This is a genomic window from Halopseudomonas sp. MFKK-1, from assembly GCF_027474385.1.
Lineage (GTDB): Bacteria > Pseudomonadota > Gammaproteobacteria > Pseudomonadales > Pseudomonadaceae > Halopseudomonas > Halopseudomonas aestusnigri.
This window is the reverse complement of the sequence record NZ_CP114836.1, coordinates 518,993-537,487: the sequence shown is the minus strand read 5'-3', so window position 1 is coordinate 537,487 and position 18,495 is coordinate 518,993. Positions and strand designations below refer to the sequence as shown.

The window sequence follows — 18,495 nt, the reverse complement described above, 5'->3', positions numbered from 1 at the left end:
GTGAGTTGACGCAATTTTTGCATGAGTGTAAGACAGCGTGTGATACACGGATATGACTTGTCTCATCGGGGGATGGGAAAGGCGTATATCCGTCTCGCACTGATTATTAGATTGCCGTATCAATTAGGAGGCAACTCGTGAGACGCAAACCGGATTTGCTGTGGGTACTGGTCATTGTGTTTGGTTTGGGGGTGGTCACTACGGGGTATACCCAGAGCTACCTGGATCGTAACGCAGAGCCTGTTGTTGAACAGGTGCCCTGATCAGTAGCGTCTGCAGTCCGTAATCACGCCATCAAGCGGGATATCCCATCCTGCGCACGGCAGTTGCTCGACCCGCTGACATTCGTGTGCCAGTCCGATCAGGCAGGGACGGCTGGTGTGCTTCCGACGTCCGCGGTAGGCGAAGGTGCGGTCATAGAATCCTCCGCCCATGCCGAGGCGGTTACCCTGCGGGTCAAATCCGACCAGTGGCACCAACACCAGATCCAGGCGCCAGGCCTTGACCTGTTGTTTGCGGCTGCGTAGTGGCTCGCGAATACCGAATCTATTGCGCTGCCAGCGTTGGCCCCTGGTCAGTTTCTGAAACACCATCGCCGTGGCTGGCCAGCGCTGCAGCACAGGCAGGTAACAGTGCTTGCGATGGCGGCGGGCAAGGAGCATGAGTGGGGTTGGGTCAATCTCGCCGTCATTCGCCAGGTAAAAGGCGATATGCCGGGCGCGCAGAAAGCGCTTGTCCTGGGCCAGGTTGGCCGCCAGTCGTATGGCTGCCCTGCGCTGCTGGGCGGGGCTGAGTGCCCGGCGAGCCTGGCGCAGCTGCTTGCGAAGGGTGGTGCGTGACGCAGTGAGAGTCATATCAAAGAAGGTCCCCAGAGTGCCGCTGCCGGGTTAGCCCTTGAACCCGAAAGTTCAAGGCGGAGATTACGGCGATACCTCAGGCTTTCCGTCATGCGGACATGCACACTGGTATCAGCGCGTCCTCTCCTGGTACAGGAGTATCGGCTCAGGGACATCTCCGGCTGGCCAACACCCCAGGGATGGTCTCACTATACAGAAAAGCGGCAGGGACTTCGATGCCTGAATGGGCTGATGTCAGGCCTTGTGGCTTTCCAGTGCCTGATCCAGCCGTTTGACCAGCTCGCTGATCTGCGCCTGCTGTGCGCTGAGCGTGCTGTCCTGCTGGTGACTGCCGGTCAGCATTTCGTGGGTGATATTCAGTGCCGCCATGACGGCGATGCGCTCAACGCCAATCACCTTGCCGCTGTTGCGGATGTCGCGCATCGTGGTGTCGAGGTGGCGTGCGGCCTGCTCCAGATTGCTGCGCTCTTCCGGCGGGCAGGCAACGCGGTATTCCTTGTCCAGAATGTGCAGGGTGACTGTCAGGGGTTGGCTCATGAGTCGTGCTCCAGGGATTTGAGTCGCAAAATCATGGCTTCGACCTTCTGACGGGCCAAATCGTTCTTTTCGATTAGCTGAACACGCTCGTCGCGCCAGAGGCGCTCCTGTGCCTGCAAGTGCTGGTTCTGCAATTTCAGCTGGTCGCACAGGTCGATCAGCTGGCTGATGCGCTGAGTCAGTGCGTTGATATCGGATTGGTCCATTGCCGCCATTCTGTCGTCCCGGGGGTTGAGCCACTATAGAGGCGGCCCGCAGGGCGGTCAAACCCCTCGCCGCTGGCCTGTCGGGCGGGCCGATTGGCGGTCCCGGCGGTAGATTTAACCGGGTCCGGGCAGGCACAATAGAGTCCATTGGGTTTACCCGCTGCGCGGGTCGCTTTGTCGGGCGCAGGATACCGGTATTTGCGAGTTTGCGGCAGCCTCAGTCAGCAGTCTGGAGTATGTTTATGGCCTTGATGCCGGCAGTGTTTGATTTTGATCGTTATGCGCAGATCTGCAGCGACGTGGGCGCGGTGGGTCAGCCGGCCGAGCTGCATGGCCATCTGGTCGGTCGTCTGAGTGCGGGTGCGCGGCTGGACCATACCACCTGGCTGAGTGTGGCGCAGGAGTTGCTGGATGGTCGCGGTGCTCTGACCGAGGCCGGCAAGGTGGCGCTGATCCAGTTGTACGACGCCAGTTTGGCCGAGTTGTCGGGTAGCGGGTTCGATCTGACGCTGGTGTTGCCCGATGACAGCGCCGCCATCGATCACCGGACTGCCGCGCTGGGGCAGTGGTGCGAGGGTTTTCTGGCCGGTTTCGGCATGGTCGAGCGCAGTGCCCAGCTGAGCGAGGAGGCCGATGGCGTCCTGCGTGACTTCGCTGCCATCTCGCAGGTTCAGACCGACCTCGACGAGTCCGAGGCCAACGAAGTGGACTTTATGGAAGTGATGGAATACGTGCGCATGGCAACCCTGATGCTGTTCAGCGAGTGCCAGAGTGCCGACCCGAAACAGGATACGCCCCCCGCTGCTCTGCATTGAAGAGGTAAGCATGCGAATCACCAAGGCCGAATATGCGCGCCGCCGCAAGGCGCTGATGAGTCAGATGGAACCCAACAGCATCGCCATTTTGCCGGCGGCGCAGGTCTTTATCCGTAATCGTGATGTTGAACACAATTATCGCCAGGACAGTGATTTTCAGTACCTGACCGGTTTTCCCGAACCGGAGGCGGTGGCCGTGCTGGTGCCCGGGCGTGAGCACGGCGAGTACGTGCTGTTCTGCCGCGAACGCGACAAGGAACGCGAGTTGTGGGATGGCTATCGCGCCGGGCAGGAAGGCGCTGTTGTCGAATACGGTGCCAATGATGCGTTCCCGATCAGTGATATAGATGACATCCTGCCTGGGCTGATTGAAGGGCGGGAGCGCGTCTACTACGCCATGGGCGCCAATGCCGACTTTGACCGTCGGCTGACCAACTGGATCAACCTGATTCGCAGCAAGGCGCGTCTCGGTGCCCAGCCGCCGAAGGAGTTTCTGGCGCTGGACCATCTGCTGCACGACATGCGACTGTACAAGAGTGCGGGCGAGCTGAAAGTCATGCAGGCCGCCGCCGATATTTCCTGCCAGGCCCATGTGCGTGCCATGCAGTTCTGCCGTCCCGGCGTATACGAGTATCAGCTCGAGGCCGAGCTGCAGCATTGCTTCATGCACCACGGCAGCCGCTCTCCGGCGTATTCGTCGATTGTGGCGGCCGGCGTCAACGGCTGCATCCTGCATTACACCGAGAATACGGCACAGGTCCGCGATGGCGATCTGGTGCTGATCGACGCCGGCTGCGAGCTCGATTGCTACGCCAGCGATATCACCCGTACCTTCCCTGCCAATGGCAAGTTCAGCCCGGAGCAGCGGGCGATCTACGAGATCGTGCTGGCCGCGCAGGAAGCCGCCATGGCGGTAATTGGTCCCGGGCACAGCTGGAATGAGTCCCATGATGCCAGCGTGCGGACGATCACCGCAGGGCTGGTCGATCTGGGGCTGCTCAAGGGCGATGTCGACGAGCTGATTGCCAGCGAAGCCTACCGCCGTTTCTATATGCACCGTCTCGGTCATTGGCTGGGTATGGATGTACACGATGTGGGCGAATACCGGGTGGGCGGTGTCTGGCGCGAGCTGGAACCGGGCATGGTGATGACCGTGGAACCCGGCATCTATATTGCGCCGGATGACGAGACGGTGCCACGTAAGTGGCGCGGTATCGGCATTCGTATTGAAGATGATGTGGTTGTTACCAAGACCGGTTATCAGGTGCTGACTGGCAAGGTGCCGAAAGATCCGGATGAAATCGAGGCGCTGATGGCTGCCGCGCGTCAGCCCGAGGCCGAGCCGGCGTGAGCCAGCACATCAGTATCGTCGGTGGCGGGATGGTGGGTGCCAGCCTGGCCCTGGCCCTGCAGCAGCATGCAGCCCGTCGCGGCTGGCGAATCAATCTGATTGAGGCGCAACCGCCGGCCAGAGGACAGACTCAGCCAAGTTTTGACGCGCGTTCGACCGCGCTGTCGCACGGCAGTTACCTGCTGTTTGAGCAGCTCGGTATATGGGCCGAACTGGCCGGACAGGCAGAGCCCATCCGCCAGATTCATGTATCCGATCGCGGCCATCCCGGGGTTACCCGGTTGTTTGCCGAAAAAGAGCGGGTGCCCGCGCTTGGCTATGTGGTCGAAAATGCCGCGCTTGGGAAGGTGCTGCTGGCTGCACTGGACCCTGCGGTAGTGCGCTGGCAGGCGCCGGCCCGGGTGGTGCGCGCCGAGCCTGCCCGCAGTGGCTGGCTGATGCAGGTTGAGGAGCATGAGCAGTTGCACGAGCAGGCCACTGATCTGCTGATAGTCGCTGACGGCGGCCGCTCGGGCCTGCTGGAGCAACTGGGCATTCATCGTCAGGTGCGCCCCTATGGGCAGACCGCGATTATCGCCAATATCACCAGCTCGCAGGGCCATGATGGCGTCGCCTACGAGCGCTTTACCCCCAACGGCCCGCTGGCGCTGTTGCCGATGTCCGCCGGGCGCAGTGCGCTGGTGTGGACGCAGCCTGACGCGCAGGTGGATGAGGTCATGACACTCTCCGATGCGGCGTTTCTTGAGGCGTTGCAGGATGCCTTTGGCTTTCGTATGGGTGCACTGACCCGCGTGGGGCAAAGGCATGCCTATCCGCTCAGCCTGATCGAGGCTGAAGAGCAGGTGCGAACCGGCCTGGTTGTGCTGGGTAATGCCGCACACAGCCTGCACCCTATCGCCGGTCAGGGCTTCAATCTCAGCCTGCGCGATGCCATGGCACTGGCTGATACCCTGATTGATGCCCCGGCGCACGGCGCGCCTGGTGATCTGCGCCTGCTTGAGGGGTACCTTGATCGCCAGCGCCAGGACCAGCAGCAGACCATTGCGTTCAGTGACGGATTGACCCGGCTGTTCAGTAACCGTCGCCCGGTGCTGGCGGCAGGGCGTAATCTGGGCCTGCTGGGGATGGATATCGTGGCACCGCTCAAGTCGGTGTTTGCCCGGCAGGCAATGGGCCTTAAGGGATAACTCTGGAGCGCACAGATGCAACAGCGTTTTGATCTGATTGTGGTGGGGGCCGGCATGGTCGGCTCGGCGCTGGCCTGTGCGCTGGCCGATAGTGGCCTGAAGCTGGCGCTGCTGGATGCGCAGTCCCTGCAGCCTGTGCCAGAGCCGCTCAGTGGCTCCGGGTACGATCCGCGGGTCAGTGCGCTGAGCGCAGCGTCCGAGCAGATTCTGCGCCGCCTCGGCGCCTGGCAGCAGATTCCCTCGTCGCGGCGCTGCGCCTATCGTCATATGTGTGTCTGGGATGCCGAAGGTACCGGTGAGGTGCGGTTTGACGCCCGTTCACTGAATGAGTTGCGCCTGGGGCATATTGTCGAGAACTGGCAGGTTCAGAATGCGCTGCTGGCGGTTCTGCAGGGGCACCCGGTCGAGCTGCTCGGTGACAGTCGCGTGCAAGGACTGGTGCAGGAGGACGACGGCTGGCGACTCAATCTCGATGACGGCCGTCAGTTGCACGCGCCGCTGATTCTCGCCGCGGATGGTGCCCGTTCTCAGCTGCGTGACCTGGCCGGTTTTGCCATGCGCGAGTGGGATTACCTGCATCACGCGGTGGTCACCACGGTGGAGTTGTCCGAGCCGCACCAGGAGACCGCCTGGCAACGGTTTTTGCCGTCCGGCCCGCTGGCCTTTCTGCCATTGCCGTCGCGCGACGGCAAACACTACTGTTCGATTGTCTGGTCGCTGCTGCCCGAGGCTGCCGAGCAGGTCATGGCGCTGGATGACAAGGGTTTCTGCATTGCGCTTGCCGAAGCGCTGGAATGCCGTCTGGGGCCTGTTCTGGCGGCGGATCGGCGGGTCTGCATTCCGCTGCGCCAACGACATGCCAAACGCTACGTGATGCCGGGCCTGGCGTTGCTGGGCGACGCCGCCCACAGCATTCACCCGCTGGCGGGGCAGGGCGTCAATCTTGGTTTTCTCGATGCTGCCCAGCTGGCCGATGTGTTGCTGGCCGCCCGCGAGCGTGGCGAGAATATCGCGGATCTGACGGTGTTGGAGCGCTACGAGCGTGCGCGCATGGGCAACAATCTGGCCGTGATGGCGGCAATGGAAGGCTTTGAACGTCTGTTCCATGCCGACGCCTTGCCACTGCGCTGGCTGCGCAATACCGGTATGGCGCTGTTTGATCGCGCTCCGCTACTTAAAAGTGGCGTCATGCGTCAGGCCATGGGGCTGAGCGGAGAACTGCCCAGTCTTGCGCGCGGCTGATCGGTAACATCTCGCGACGGACTGGGGCAGTACGCAGCATTGCCAGTGCAATGGGGAATGATTATCATCTCCTCTCATTTTTTCAACGGAGAGGCGTTTTCATGTCTGTGATCCGCAAGCTGGCAGTCTTTGGCCTGGCCATCAGTACCCTGAGTGGTGTCGCTCAGGCCAAGGAACTGGTTGTTTATTCGGCACGTCAGGACCACCTGATCAAGCCTGTATTCGACCTCTACACCGAGAAGACCGGTACCACCTTTCAGTTCATCACCGACAGCGAGGCGCCGCTGCTGGCGCGTCTGAAGGCCGAAGGTGCCAATACGCCGGCTGATCTGCTGATCACCGTGGACGCCGGTAACCTCTGGCAGGCCGAACAGCAGGGTGTGCTGCGCCCGGTCGAGTCCGACATCATCAATGCCAACATTCCGGCCAAGTACCGTTCCGCCAACGGTTACTGGACCGGTCTGTCGCTGCGCGCCCGCACCATTGCCTATTCCACCGAGCGGGTTGATCCGGCCGAACTGAGCACCTATGAAGCGTTGGCGGATGAGGCCTGGGCCGGCCGTCTGTGTCTGCGTACCGCCAAGAAGGTGTACAACCAGTCCCTGACCGCCACCATGATGGAAACTATCGGTGTCGAGCGCACCACTGAAGTCCTGCAGGGCTGGGTCAGCAACCTGGCAACGCCGGTGTTCCCGGATGATACCGCTCTGCTGAACGCCATCGAGGCCGGGCAGTGCGATGTCGGTATCGTCAACAGCTACTACTTCGGTCGCCTGGAAGCAGCCAATCCCGACCTGCCGATCAAGCTGTTCTGGCCGAATCAGGATGACCGTGGCGTTCACGTCAACATCTCCGGCGCCGGTGTGACCCATTACGCCAAGCACCGTCGCGGCGCGATTGCCTTCCTTGAGTGGCTGACCACCGAAGAAGCCCAGCGCGTGTTTGCCGACGTCAACCAGGAATTTCCGGCCAACGAATCGGTTGCGCCGTCCGAAGAGGTTGCCTCCTGGGGCTCGTTCAAACGTGACGACGTCAATGTGGAAGTGGCCGGTCGCCGTCAGGCCGAGGCCATCATGTTGATGGATCGCGTTGGCTGGAACTGATCCGGCGCGATTTTGCCGATATACTGCACGCCCGGCCGGGGTCATATGCCCCGGCCGGGCGTTGTTGTTTTTGCTCCACTGGTTGAGCTCGCAGGAGTCTGAGTGCCGCTTCCGTCCGTTGTGTCCAAGCCCCACTGGCGCGCCGTAGCCTACACAGGTGCCGCGCTGGTACTGATGCCGTTGCTGGTACTGGCGCTGAGCTGGAGCAGTCTGGATACCAGTATCTGGCGCCACCTGCTGGAAACCCAGATGCTGCGCCTGCTCGGTAACACTCTGGTGCTGTCGGTTGGCGTGGTCGCGGGTGTGGTGCTGCTCGGCGTCAGCCTGGCGTGGCTGACCAGTCTGTGCGAGTTTCCGGGGCGACGATGGCTGGATTGGGCGTTGATGCTGCCGTTTGCGGTGCCCGCCTACGTGCTCGCCTTTGTGATGATCGGCCTGCTGGACTTTGCCGGGCCGCTGCAAAGCCTGTTGCGCAGCTGGCTGGGCAACGATTTTCGGATGTTTTCGATTCGCTCCACCGGCGGTGTGATCTTTGTACTGGTGCTGGTGTTTTATCCCTACGTCTACATGCTGGCGCGCGGTGCCTTTCTGGCGCAGGGGCGAGGGCTGATGGAGGCGGCGCGCATTCTGGGTCACAGCCCATGGCATGCGTTCTGGCGGGTTGCACTGCCAATGGCGCGGCCGGCGATCGGCGCTGGTGCCGCGCTGGCAGTGATGGAGACGCTGGCGGATTTCGGCGCGGTCTCGGTATTCAATTACGACACCTTCACCACCGCTATTTACAAGACCTGGTACGGGTTTTACAGCCTGCAGACAGCCACCCAACTGGCCAGTCTGCTGCTGCTGTTCGTTCTGCTGGCGCTCTATGCCGAGCGCCGGGCGCAGGGTAGTCGGCGTTTCCCCGGCGTTGACAAGCCGCGCCAGGGGGCACTGTTTCGTCTGCGGGGGGCGCGTGGCTGGCTGGCGACCGGTTACTGTCTGCTGGTACTGGCAATCGCGTTCGTGATCCCGCTGTTACAGCTGTTCTACTGGCTGCTGACCAGTGATCGCAATGACTTCGATGACCGCTACTGGTCGCTGATTCGCAATACCCTGAGCCTGGGTGCCATCGCTGCGTTCCTGACGGTGTCTGTTGCGCTGCTGATGGTGCTGGCGCGGCGTCTGCAACCGATGCGTCGGGTGCGCTCGGCGGTCGCGCTGGCCAATCTGGGGTATGCCCTGCCCGGATCTGTGCTGGCGGTCGGCATCATGTTTGCGTTCAGTTTTGCCGATAATCAGTTGCTGGTTCCGCTACAGGGCTGGTTCGGCGTTGAGGAGCCACGGCCCTGGTTGCTGGGCAGTCTGTTTGCGCTGCTGCTGGCCTACCTGATTCGCTTCATGGCGGTTGCCAGCGGTCCGATCGATACGTCGCTCGCGCGCATTCGGCCGGCCCTGCCCGAAGCCGCACATAGCCTGGGACATTCCGGCTTCAGCGTATTCTGGCGCGTCTATTTGCCGCTGCTGGTGCCCGGATTGCTCAGCGCCGGTCTGCTGGTGTTTGTCGATGTGCTCAAGGAAATGCCGGCAACCCTGCTGATGCGGCCTTTTGGCTGGGATACCCTGGCCGTGCGCATCCACAGCCTGACCGCAGAGGGCGACTGGCCCCGGGCGGCGCTGCCGGCGATTACACTGGTGGCGACCGGCTTGCTGCCGGTGATTATCTTGATACGTCGCTCCGCGCAGCCGGTCAGTCGCCGCACGCGCTGATCGACGGGCTGCACAGAGCGCAGGTTTGCGGCTACAATTCGCCCTTTGCAACCCCCTGATTGAAGGACGGCGCAATGGCCTTGCGGACCCCTCTGTACGACCAGCACCTTGCTGCTGGTGCCAAGATGGTCGATTTTGGCGGCTGGGAAATGCCGATCAACTACGGCTCCCAACTCGAAGAACACCATCAGGTACGCCGTGCTGTCGGCATGTTTGATGTGTCCCACATGACCGTCGTCGATGTGGCTGGCAGCGAGGCTCAGGCCTATCTGCAGTACCTGCTGGCCAACGACGTTGCCCGCCTGAAGACGCCCGGCAAGGCGCTTTACAGCGGTATGCTGAACGAGGCGGGCGGGGTGATTGACGATCTGATCGTCTATCTGGCAAGCGACGGTTACCGGGTCGTGGTTAACGCGGCAACCCGCGAGAAGGATCTGGCCTGGATGAACACTCAGGCCGAGTCTTTTGCCGTGAAGCTGACCGAGCGCGCCGACCTGGCAATGATCGCGGTACAGGGCCCGCAGGCCCTGGAGCTGGTCAAATCGGTGGTCAACGATGATCGCGCGGCGTTGATCAGTGACCTCAAGCCGTTCCAGGGCCTGGCCTCGGGTGACTGGTTTATCGGTCGTACCGGTTACACCGGTGAAGACGGTCTGGAAATCATGCTGCCCGCCGAGCAATCAGCCGAATTCTGGCAAACCCTGCTGGCCGCCGGCTGCAAACCCTGTGGTTTGGGTGCGCGTGACACCCTGCGCCTGGAAGCCGGCATGAACCTGTACGGCTCGGATATGGATGAAAGCATCTCGCCGCTGGCCGCCAACATGGCCTGGACTATCGCCTGGGAGCCGGCTGAGCGCGACTTTATCGGCCGTCAGGCGCTCGAAGCTCAGAAAGCCGCCGGCGATCAGCCCAAGCTGGTGGGTCTGGTGCTGGAAGAACGCGCGGTGCTGCGTGGCCACCAGAAGGTTATCGTCGACGGTGTCGGCGAGGGCGAAATCACCAGCGGTACCTTTTCCCCGACCCTGGGTTACTCCATCGCGCTGGCCCGTGTGCCACGTGCGACCGGCAGCAGCGCCAAGGTCGAGATTCGCGGCAAGCTGCTGAAGGTGCGCGTGGTCAAGCCCTGCTTCGTTCGCAACGGCCAGTCGGTCATCGAATAAGTATCAAGTTCAACCCCCGAGGATATTCCCATGAGCAACATTCCCGCCGATCTGCGTTACGCCGCCAGCCACGAGTGGACCCGTCTGGAAGCCGATGGCACCGTGACCGTTGGTATCACCGACCATGCGCAGGACCTGCTGGGCGACGTGGTTTTTGTCGAGTGCCCCGAGGTAGGTCGCGAAGTCGCTGCCGGTGAAGAGTGCGCGGTGGTCGAGTCGGTCAAGGCCGCTTCCGACATCTACGCGCCGATCAGTGGCGAAATCATCGCCGTCAATGACGCCCTGGCCGACTCCCCCGAGCTGGTCAACAGCGCACCGTACGGTGAGGCCTGGTTCTTCAAGATCAAGCCGAGTGACGCTGCCGAACTGGACAAGCTGATGGACGCCGCAGCCTACGGCGCCTCCATCTGACCGGTTTTTTTGCTGTAGTGCTGAAGCCCTGATTCGCGTCGGGGCTTTTTGCTTTCACACTTTGCACAGGTACACCCCATGAGCCACACCCCGAGCCTCGTCGAGCTGGAACAGACCGACGCCTTCATTCGTCGTCACATCGGCCCGGACGCCGCAGAGCAGCAAGCCATGCTGTCGACCCTGGGCGCCTCCTCGCTGGAAGCGCTGGTTGCCGAGACCGTGCCGCAGAGCATTCTGCGCACTGATCTGCTGGCGCTGGACGGCCCGCGCAGCGAGGCCGAGGTGCTGGACTATCTGAAGCAGGTTGCCAGCCGCAACCAGATCTTCACCTCCTGCATCGGCATGGGTTACCACGGCACGTTGACGCCGACCGTGATCCTGCGCAATGTGCTGGAAAACCCGGGCTGGTACACCGCCTACACCCCGTATCAGCCGGAGATTGCCCAGGGTCGCCTGGAGTCGCTGCTGAACTTCCAGCAATTGACCATCGACCTGACCGGCATGGAGCTGGCCAGCGCCTCGCTGCTGGACGAAGCCACTGCCGCAGCCGAAGCCATGGCCCTGGCCAAGCGGGTTGCCAAGAGCAAGAGCAACCTGTTCTTTGTTGATCAGGATTGCCATCCGCAGACCATCTCCGTGGTGCTGACCCGCGCCGAGGCCTTCGGCTTTGACGTGGTGGTCGACGACGTTACTACGCTGGGCGACTACGAGGTGTTCGGGGCGCTGTTCCAGTACCCGACAACCTGGGGTGAGATCCGCGACCTCAAGCCGCTGATCGAACAGGTTCAGGCGCAGAAAGGTCTGGCCTGCGTGGGCGCCGACCTGCTCGGCCTGACCCTGCTGACCCCGCCGGGTGAGCTGGGCGCCGACGTGGTCTTCGGCTCGGCGCAGCGCTTTGGCGTGCCGATGGGCTACGGCGGACCGCACGCGGCGTTCTTTGCCACCCGCGACGCGTACAAGCGTGCGATGCCGGGTCGCATCATCGGTGTGTCTGTCGATACCCGTGGCAACCGCGCCCTGCGTATGGCGCTGCAGACCCGTGAGCAGCACATTCGCCGCGAGAAGGCCAACTCGAACATCTGTACCGCACAGGTGCTGCTGGCCAATATCGCCAGCTTCTACGCGGTCTACCACGGCCCGCAGGGTCTCAAGCAGATCGCCGAGCGGGTGCAGCGCTTTACCGCGATTCTGGCTGAAGGCCTGAGTGCGCAGGGCATCGAGCGTCGCAACGCGACCTTCTTCGACACCCTGACCCTGAAGGTGCCGGGCAAGGCCCGCGAGATTCTGGAACGCGCCCGCGCCGCCCGTATCAACCTGCGCGTGATCGATGCCGATCACCTGGGCGTCAGCCTGGATGAAACCACCACCCGCGCTACCATCGACCAACTGCTGGCTGCCTTCGCCGGTGCCGCGCGCGGTCAGGATATTGCCGCGCTGGACGCCAAGGTCAGCGCCACCGAGATGGGCATTCCGGCGGCTCTGCGTCGCACGTCCGCCTATCTGACTCACCCGGTGTTCAACAGCTACCACTCGGAAACCGAGATGCTGCGCTACATCAAGTCGCTGGAGAACAAGGATCTGGCGCTGAACCACGCGATGATCCCGCTCGGCTCGTGCACCATGAAGCTGAACGCCACCACCGAGATGATCCCGATCACCTGGCCGGAATTCGGTCAGTTGCACCCGTTTGCCCCGCTGGCGCAGGCCGAGGGCTACAAGCAGATGATCGACGAGCTGGAAGCGATGCTGCGCACCATCACCGGCTTTGACGCCATCTGCATGCAGCCGAACTCCGGCGCGCAGGGCGAGTACGCCGGTTTGCTGGCGATCCGCAAGTTCCATGAAAGCAACGACGAAGGTCACCGCAACGTCTGTCTGATCCCGACTTCGGCGCACGGCACCAACCCGGCTTCGGCGATGATGGCAAGCATGCGCGTGGTGCTGGTCAACTGTGACGATCAGGGCAACGTGGATGTGGCTGACCTGCGTCAGAAGGCTGCAGACAACGCCGACAACCTGTCCTGCCTGATGATCACCTACCCGTCGACCCACGGTGTCTACGAGGAAGGTATCCGCGAGATCTGCGAGATCATCCACCAGCACGGTGGTCAGGTGTACATGGATGGCGCCAACCTGAACGCACAGGTGGGCCTGACCCGTCCGGCCGACATCGGCGCCGACGTATCGCACATGAACCTGCACAAGACCTTCTGCATTCCGCATGGCGGCGGCGGCCCGGGCATGGGCCCGATCGGCGTCAAGGCGCATCTGGCGCCGTTCGTTGCCAACCACCCGGTGGTACCGCTGGATGGCCCGAACCCGGAAAACGGCGCAGTCAGCGCGGCGCCGTGGGGCAGCGCGAGCATTCTGCCGATCAGCTGGACCTACATCGCCCTGATGGGTGCCATCGGTCTGCGTCAGGCCACCTCGGTCGCGATCCTCAACGCCAACTATCTGGCCAAGCGTCTGGGTGATGCCTATCCGGTGCTGTACAGCGGTCGCAACGGCCGGGTGGCGCACGAATGCATCATCGACATCCGTCCGCTCAAGGCAGCCTCGGGTATCAGCGAAGAAGATGTGGCCAAGCGCCTGATGGACTTTGGTTTCCATGCGCCGACCATGTCGTTCCCGGTAGCCGGCACCTTGATGATCGAGCCGACCGAGAGTGAGTCCAAGGCCGAGCTGGATCGCTTTATCGACGCGATGCTGACCATTCGCGCCGAGATCCACAAGGTCGAGCAGGGCGAGTGGACGGCAGAGGACAACCCGCTGCACAACGCGCCGCACACCCTGGCTGATATCACCGGCGACTGGCAGCGTGCCTACAGCCGTGAAGAAGCGGTATTCCCGCAGCCCTGGGTCGCGGCCAACAAGTTCTGGCCGAGCGTGAACCGGATCGACAACGTGTACGGTGACCGCAACCTGTTCTGCGCCTGCCCGCCGATCGAGGCCTACGAAGGCTAAGATCGACCCAGTCAGGAGAGAGAGGCAGCGTCCTCTCTCTCCTGGTGGTTTCTGTTCAGCATCATCTCCACTTCCACGCCGCCTTCCGCGCGGTTATACAGGCTCACCCGGCCGCGGTGCAGTCTGGCGATTTCCCTGACAAAACTCAGCCCCAGCCCGGTGCTCTTGCGCTGGCCGTCCGGCCGCGGCAGGGAATAGAAGCGTTCAAACACCCGTCCCAATGCATAGTCCGGCACCGCCGGCCCGTCGTTGCGCACGCGCAGACTCAGGGTCGAGCCGCTGCCGCTGATCTGCAGCGCAACGGCACCATCGGGCAGGCTGAACTCGATGGCGTTGTCGAGCAGATTGCTGATCGCCTGCTCCAGCAGGAACCGATCCCCCGCCAGTGAGCAGTCAGCGTCACATTCCAGTGTGAGCGTCAGGCCCTTGCGTTCGGCCAGCGGGCGCTTGGCCTCCAGCTCGATGGCGGCAATTGCAGCCAGATCAACGGTTTCGGTCTGTTCCAGTTGCTGGCGCTTCTCGACCCCCGCCAGTGACAGCAGGCGATCGACCAGCCGTTGCAGACGCAGCGACTCGCCGTCGATATTGGCCAGAAAGCGTGCGCGCATGGGTTCGGGCACGTTGCCTTCCTGCAGCAGTTCGGCGGCGCCGCGGATGGCCGACAGCGGCGACTTCATCTCATGGGTCAGGGTGTGCACGTATTGCTCGACGTAGGCCTTGCCGTCGATCTCGCGGCGCATCGCTTCGGTGGCGGCGGCCAGCCGGGCCAGCTCCTTGTCCGCCAGCTGCGGCGGGCTGACTCGCTCGCCGTGGCGCACTTGCTCGACATAGTCCACCAACCGTCTGACCGAGCGATTCAGCCAGAAGGCCATGCCGGCGCCGAGCAGCAGGGCGCCGAGCAGAATCACGCCGCCGCGCTGCCAGAAATAGCCGTGGGCGAGGGTGATGAACGGATGCAGACTGGCGTTGGGTTTGCCGAGGGTCAGCACGCCGACCAACTGATCGCCCTGATACACCGGTGCGGCGATGTACATCAGGCTGCTGGTGTCGTCTTCGGGGTCGATGCGTGTGGTACGCGCACCGTACTCGCCACGCAGGGTGAGCGACACGTCGCGCCATTGTGAATAGTCCTCGCCGACCTGCTGAGGGTCGGTGTGGTAGAGCACGCTGCCATTGAGGTCGGTCAGGTAGATCACCAGCTCGGTGCCGGTCTTGTGTCGTGACCAGATCTGGGCATTCAGCTGGCGTGCCAGATAGCGGTCAACGGCGACGGCAAACGGGCTGTCCGCGGCAAAACCCTGCGGCCAGTGCTGCTCGGCGATTTCGGCCAGCAGGTTGGCGCTGTCGACCATGACCTCCTCGCTGGCCTGGCGCACCGACGAGGGCACCTGATTGAGGATGCTGTTGAGAAACAGCACGGTGGCCAGCCCGGCGATGACGAACCACCCGAGCAGCAGCCGGGTGCTCAGGCTCATCCGTCTGCACCCGGCAGCTGCGGGTTGATGCTGTAGCCCAGTCCGCGGTGGGTCACGATCGGGTCGTGGCTCGGGAGGATGCGTTTGAGCTTGGTGCGGATGCCCTTGATGTGGGTGTCGATCACCCGGTCGAGGCTGGCACCGGGGTCGGCCCAGACCGCCTCCATCAGCTGATCACGGCTAAGCACGTGCTCGGGGCGGCGCAGCAGGGTGCTGAGAATCAGGTACTCGTAGCGGGTCAGCTCCAGCCACTGCTGGTGGTAGCGAATGCGCCGGCGCTCGGCGTCGTGCAGAAACAGCTCGGCCGGCGCTGACGGCTCGCTGGCGACAGGCTCGGCTCGGGTGCGGCGCAGGATGGCACGCACCCGGGCGGAGATTTCCCGCGGGCTGAAGGGTTTGACCACGTAGTCGTCGGCGCCGATTTCCAGCCCGACGATGCGGTCGACCTCTTCCTTGCGCGCGGTCAGAAACATGATCGGCAGGGCGGAAAACTGGCGAATGCGGCGACAGACTTCAAAGCCGCTTTCGTCGGGCAGACCGACATCCAGCACCAGCAGGTCGACCGGGTTGTCGCGCAGCCACTGCATGCCATCACCAGCCAGAGCGCACCAGTGCACGTCGAAGCCCTCGGTGCCCAGTGCGTAGACCAGCGCATCGGCGATGGCGGGCTCGTCCTCGATAATCAGAATCCTGTCCGGCATGGTCTGCTCTGTCCGTGAATCGTCCGCCGATTGTGGCGGTTTCGCCGGGGGCAGTGCAATCATGCAGGGGCCTGCGGCAATCACGAGGCAGGCTCCTCCAGCCAGGCGGTGACGACATAGCGCAGGGGACCGCCGCTGGTCAGCGCGCGGAACGGATAGCAGGTGACCAGCCGCAGTTCGGCGCGGTCGTACTGCAGCACCATCGGCTCCTTGCGACTGTCGACGATACGCTGGGTCGCCACGCGATAGCGGTACTCGCGGCCGCTGGCGTCCTGCAGGGTGAGAACCTGGCCGGTCTGCAGGTGTTCGACAAAGGCGAAGTGGCTGTCCTGGTGGCCGGCCAGCAGCAGGGTGCCGGTCTGCCCGGGCGCCACACCGTTATCGAGTTGCCCCGGGCCGAAGGCCAGGGCCTGGCCGCTGACACTGTCCAGCACGTAGCGGGCTTCGCCGTCGGGCGTGGTCAGTTTGGCAACCGGCCAGGTATCGGCCCAGGGCCAGGGCTTGCTCGGGGTCCCAGCCTGCAGTTGCTCGGCCCAGGCGTCGGCAATCAACCATTGGGCAAGCCACGCCTTGGCCTGCAGCCAGCTGCCCTGGGCTGCGACGGCCGCGGCACCCAGTAGCAGGGCAGCGGCAATCAGCTTACGCATGGCGCGGTTTCCAGTTCAGGATCAGCAGGCCAGCCAGCAATAGCGCGATTGCCAGCGCCCAGAGGCCATTGAGGCCGAGCGAGGTCTGCGGGTACAGGCGGTGGTCGACCGGGTTCAGGTTGGGCACCAGTTGGCTGTCGAGCGGCTCGTCAGCGGCGCGTACCGGTTGCTCCTCGACGGCGACGAAGCTGGTGAAGCGGCTCATCAACTGGTGCTCCAGCGCCACCGGCAGGACCAGATCGCGCACTTCGTCCTCGCCAGCGCCCTCGTTCAGGCGATCCATGGCGGCTTCGATCTTGCGGCGTGCCCAGATCCGGGCGATGCCGTTGCCCTGCTGTGGTTCGGGAATTTGCAGGTGCTGCTCCCATAGCGCCGGTTGGCGGCCGTGCAGGGCTACTTTCTCTGGCAGTTGGTTCAGTTTCATGGCGATCAGCAACGGCTGGTCCGAGTACAGGTCGGGCAGCTTTTGCGGCCAGATTTCGGCATCGATGCCTTCCGGCAGTTCCAGCTGCAGGTGGGTCAGTACCGGTGACTCCAGTTTCTCGAACAGCCGCTCCATGGATTGTTCAATGCCGCTGCGATCATCAATCGAGGTGAACTGGCCGCGGCCGACTTCGGCTGCCTTGCGCAGCAGGAAACTGTTCGGGGAGGCGCCAATGCCGACGGTGAAGATCCGCGCCTGACGCAGGCGCTGCTGGATCATCTGCAGGACCTCGCGCTCGTTGCTGACCGAACCGTCGGTGATGAAGATCAGCTGGCGCAAGTAGCCTGCCTCATTGGGCTGGGTCAGTGCAGCACGCAGCACCGGCAACATCTCGGTGCCGCCACCGGCCGGCAGCCCGGCGACCCAACTGCGGGCCTCACTCAGGTTCTCTTCGCTGGCCGGCACCGGTTCGCGATAGAGCATGCTGTACTCGCTGTTGAATTCGAGCACATTGAAACGGTCTTCGGGCTGCAGGCGGCTCAGTGCGTGAATCAGACTGCTGCGCGCCTGGCGAATGCGCTCGCCCTGCATCGAGCCGGAGGTGTCGAGAATCAGAAACACTTCGCGCGGCTGGCGCTGGCGACTGACCGGTTGGGCAGCAGGCGACAGCATCATCAGCGCGTAGTGATCTTCGCCCACCTGCTCAGTGAACACGGCGACCTGATTGCCGGCCTCGCTCGGCAGTTGCCAGTTGAGGACGAAGTCGCGATCCATAACCACCGGATTTTCCAGCAGTTGAACGCGGTATCGGCGGCCGTCAAAGTGGCTGCTGATGGCGTGGCTGGGGCTGCTCAGGCTGTGCAGGGCAAAGCCGCTATCGAGGGTGATCTGGATGTCGGCCTGATGGGATGGGCCGTTGCGCCAGAGGCTGGCGACAATCGGGCCTTCCGGGCTGGCAGAGCTGGCGTTCGGTTTGCGTTGCTGCCCGTCGACCGGCTGCGGGCGGGCGTTGTAGCGCGGCGTCATGGTCAGCGGCAGGCGCAGGCTGTAGCGTCCTGCATCCGGCTGCAGCAGTTCGGTGTAGCTGAGGATGACGCTGATGGTTTCACCTGCGCCGATATTGGCGACCGAGGTGCTGAACAGGTTGGGACGCTGCTGTTCGACCAGGCCGGTCTGCTGGCCGTTGTCACGGGCTTGCTGATAGGTCTTGCGGGCCTGCTCGCGCTCCTGAATCTGGCCGTTGATCCGGCGCTCACCGATTTCCAGGGTCATGGCATGAATGGCGGCGCTCTCGCTGGTCGGCAGCACGTAGCGACCCTCGGCAAAGGCGCCACCGGGGTTGGTGAAGGATTGGCGAATCTGCACCTCGGCTACCGGGCCGCTGATCTGCACCTGCATGTCGGTATTGAGCAGCAGCGCCGGTTGCCAGCTGCCGTCGTCCGAGCGAAGCAGGAACATGCCTGTCTCGGGGTTTTCTGTTGATGCCTGAGTGGCGTTGCTGAACAGGCTGATACACAGCAGCAGCCAGGTGATTGCGGTTTTCATGTCGGGCCTCCCTGATGGACGATGCCGGCAGTGTGGCGACCCTGTTTGTGCTGATTATGTGGTTTGTGTGTGGTTTGGGGCGTCTCTGAACGGTACATTAACGATCACGTTAAACGCTGCTGGA

General features: G+C 63.1%; 17 protein-coding genes and 1 other RNA gene. 10 read left to right on the top strand and 8 right to left on the bottom strand.

Translation table 11 applies throughout. From position 1 onward, the window contains the following. Positions 1–137 precede the first annotated feature (137 nt). Positions 138–263 carry a hypothetical protein gene (locus O5O48_RS02425; protein ID WP_266101745.1) on the top strand — a complete coding sequence of 42 codons (126 nt, stop codon included), beginning with the start codon at positions 138–140 and terminating at the stop codon, positions 261–263. Here the strand turns inward: O5O48_RS02425 and O5O48_RS02420 are convergent, their stop codons facing one another. From O5O48_RS02420 to O5O48_RS02405, 4 genes are all read right to left on the bottom strand, one after another. Then, positions 264–854 carry a 5-formyltetrahydrofolate cyclo-ligase gene (locus O5O48_RS02420; RefSeq protein WP_269688056.1) on the bottom strand — a complete coding sequence of 197 codons (591 nt, stop codon included), beginning with the start codon at positions 852–854 and terminating at the stop codon, positions 264–266. A 7-nt stretch (positions 855–861) separates the two neighbouring features. After that, positions 862–1,040, bottom strand: a non-coding RNA gene (gene ssrS, locus O5O48_RS02415) — 6S RNA. 51 nt (positions 1,041–1,091) lie between these two features. Continuing rightward, entirely contained in the window at positions 1,092–1,394 is a 303-nt protein-coding gene (locus O5O48_RS02410) for a cell division protein ZapA (protein WP_088274505.1), read from the bottom strand. Continuing rightward, positions 1,391–1,600: a TIGR02449 family protein gene (locus tag O5O48_RS02405; RefSeq protein WP_088274507.1), complete on the bottom strand. Its 210-nt coding sequence runs from the start codon at positions 1,598–1,600 to the stop codon at positions 1,391–1,393. Before O5O48_RS02405 ends, O5O48_RS02410 begins: the two co-directional genes overlap by 4 nt. 242 nt (positions 1,601–1,842) lie before the next feature. On the opposite strand from O5O48_RS02405, the gene O5O48_RS02400 reads away from it, so the two are divergent. The 9 genes from O5O48_RS02400 (at position 1,843) to gcvP (ending at position 13,579) form a co-directional block, all read left to right on the top strand. Continuing rightward, entirely contained in the window at positions 1,843–2,415 is a 573-nt protein-coding gene (locus tag O5O48_RS02400; RefSeq protein ID WP_228245449.1) for a UPF0149 family protein, read from the top strand. 10 nt (positions 2,416–2,425) lie between these two features. Continuing rightward, a complete protein-coding gene (pepP, locus tag O5O48_RS02395) occupies positions 2,426–3,766 on the top strand; it encodes a Xaa-Pro aminopeptidase (protein ID WP_269688055.1) in 1,341 nt (446 codons plus the stop codon). Between the two features lie 29 nt (positions 3,767–3,795). Then, the gene (ubiH, locus tag O5O48_RS02390) at positions 3,796–4,953 is read left to right on the top strand and encodes a 2-octaprenyl-6-methoxyphenyl hydroxylase (RefSeq protein WP_434006958.1); all 1,158 of its coding nucleotides are present in this window, start codon (positions 3,796–3,798) and stop codon (positions 4,951–4,953) included. Between the two features lie 15 nt (positions 4,954–4,968). Next, positions 4,969–6,195 (top strand): FAD-dependent monooxygenase, encoded by a 1,227-nt coding sequence (locus tag O5O48_RS02385; RefSeq protein ID WP_269688053.1) that lies wholly within the window; start codon positions 4,969–4,971, stop codon positions 6,193–6,195. 101 nt (positions 6,196–6,296) lie between these two features. Further along, a complete protein-coding gene (locus tag O5O48_RS02380; protein WP_228245445.1) occupies positions 6,297–7,298 on the top strand; it encodes an extracellular solute-binding protein in 1,002 nt (333 codons plus the stop codon). 174 nt (positions 7,299–7,472) lie between these two features. After that, positions 7,473–9,044 carry an ABC transporter permease gene (locus O5O48_RS02375; protein WP_410172312.1) on the top strand — a complete coding sequence of 524 codons (1,572 nt, stop codon included), beginning with the start codon at positions 7,473–7,475 and terminating at the stop codon, positions 9,042–9,044. A gap of 74 nt (positions 9,045–9,118) precedes the next feature. Then, positions 9,119–10,204 carry a glycine cleavage system aminomethyltransferase GcvT gene (gene gcvT, locus O5O48_RS02370; RefSeq protein WP_269688052.1) on the top strand — a complete coding sequence of 362 codons (1,086 nt, stop codon included), beginning with the start codon at positions 9,119–9,121 and terminating at the stop codon, positions 10,202–10,204. A 30-nt stretch (positions 10,205–10,234) separates the two neighbouring features. Further along, positions 10,235–10,615 carry a glycine cleavage system protein GcvH gene (gene gcvH / locus O5O48_RS02365; RefSeq protein WP_228245442.1) on the top strand — a complete coding sequence of 127 codons (381 nt, stop codon included), beginning with the start codon at positions 10,235–10,237 and terminating at the stop codon, positions 10,613–10,615. Between the two features lie 78 nt (positions 10,616–10,693). After that, positions 10,694–13,579, top strand: coding sequence for an aminomethyl-transferring glycine dehydrogenase (gene gcvP, locus O5O48_RS02360; protein WP_269688051.1), 2,886 nt, complete (start codon positions 10,694–10,696; stop codon positions 13,577–13,579). 11 nt (positions 13,580–13,590) lie between these two features. On the opposite strand, the gene creC is transcribed toward gcvP, so the two are convergent. From creC to O5O48_RS02340, 4 genes are all read right to left on the bottom strand, one after another. Then, on the bottom strand, positions 13,591–15,054 hold the full coding sequence (gene creC / locus O5O48_RS02355; RefSeq protein WP_269688050.1) for a two-component system sensor histidine kinase CreC: 1,464 nt from the start codon (positions 15,052–15,054) through the stop codon (positions 13,591–13,593). Beyond that, complete coding sequence (gene creB / locus O5O48_RS02350) at positions 15,051–15,755, bottom strand: two-component system response regulator CreB (RefSeq protein ID WP_269688049.1); 705 nt, start codon at positions 15,753–15,755, stop codon at positions 15,051–15,053. Before creB ends, creC begins: the two co-directional genes overlap by 4 nt. 80 nt (positions 15,756–15,835) lie before the next feature. Beyond that, the gene (locus O5O48_RS02345) at positions 15,836–16,402 is read right to left on the bottom strand and encodes a class GN sortase (RefSeq protein WP_233048987.1); all 567 of its coding nucleotides are present in this window, start codon (positions 16,400–16,402) and stop codon (positions 15,836–15,838) included. Continuing rightward, complete coding sequence (locus tag O5O48_RS02340) at positions 16,395–18,371, bottom strand: marine proteobacterial sortase target protein (RefSeq protein ID WP_269688048.1); 1,977 nt, start codon at positions 18,369–18,371, stop codon at positions 16,395–16,397. The genes O5O48_RS02345 and O5O48_RS02340 overlap by 8 nt, the downstream gene beginning before the upstream one ends. Between the last annotated feature and the right edge of the window lie 124 nt (positions 18,372–18,495).